Origin of the sequence: Streptomyces recifensis (genome assembly GCF_002154615.1) — a bacterium.
Classification (GTDB): Bacteria; Actinomycetota; Actinomycetes; order Streptomycetales; family Streptomycetaceae; genus Streptomyces; species Streptomyces griseoluteus.
In genome coordinates this window covers 1-805 of sequence record NZ_MUNH01000828.1, presented here as the reverse complement: position 1 = coordinate 805, position 805 = coordinate 1, and the positions used below count along the sequence as shown (strand labels likewise).

Sequence of the window (805 nt, the reverse complement as noted above, 5' to 3'; positions counted from 1 at the left end):
GCCTGTTCTTCCTGCTGATCGCGGTCAGCATCGGCTCCTACGCCTCCGTCGCCGCCATCGGCGCCGCCGGTGCCGCGCTGGCCGTACGGGTACGGGCGCTCATCGCCGTCGGCACGGCCGCCGTGGTCGGCGGTATCGGCGCCCTGCTCGCCGGGCCGGTCTTCCACCTGGCCCACCACGACCTGGGCACCCTGTGGGCCATGGCGTGGCTGTACTCGGCGGGCATCCTGCTCATCGGCGTCGGCCTGCACACCTTCCTCAAGCGCTGGACCACGCTGGCCATGATGGTGCTGTTCGTGATGCTGAACTTCACCAGCTCCGGCGGGTTGTTCCGGCCCGAGCTGCAGAACGGCTTCTTCGGCACCCTGCACGCCTTCTGGAACGGCGCCGGGTTCGTCGAGGGCATCCGCTCACTGCTGTACTTCGGTGACGACGGCATCGCCCGCAACGTATGGACGCTGGTCGTCTGGCTGGTCGTCGGCGTCGCCGTCACCTCGATCGCCGCCCTCTGGGAGCGCCCCGGCCGCCGGGCACTCGCGCAGGCGCCGGACCCGGAGGAGACCCCCGCCGCCGAAGCCGGGCGCGAGGCCGCACGCGAGGCCGAGGAGGAGACCGAGGAGAGCGTGGCCGTCTGAGCCACCACGCGGGTACGGCCACCGGCCGCGCCAGGGACCCGGTCCGCCCGGAGACCCGGCACGGTATGGTGGCCGTCCGGTCGCGCGGAGTGCGCGGCCGGTGCGACCGAGGAGGTGAGACCCATCAACGCTGTGTCAGCCAGGGCGCTCTCCCCTCGCGCCCGTGCCGT

1 protein-coding gene is annotated in these 805 nt (G+C 72.7%); it reads left to right on the top strand.

Going from position 1 to position 805, the window contains the following annotated elements; genetic code table 11:
* Nucleotides 1–635: ABC-2 transporter permease (locus CCN33_RS30085; protein ID WP_483027268.1), on the top strand; the 635-nt coding region annotated here is incomplete at its 5' end.
* Between the last annotated feature and the right edge of the window lie 170 nt (nucleotides 636–805).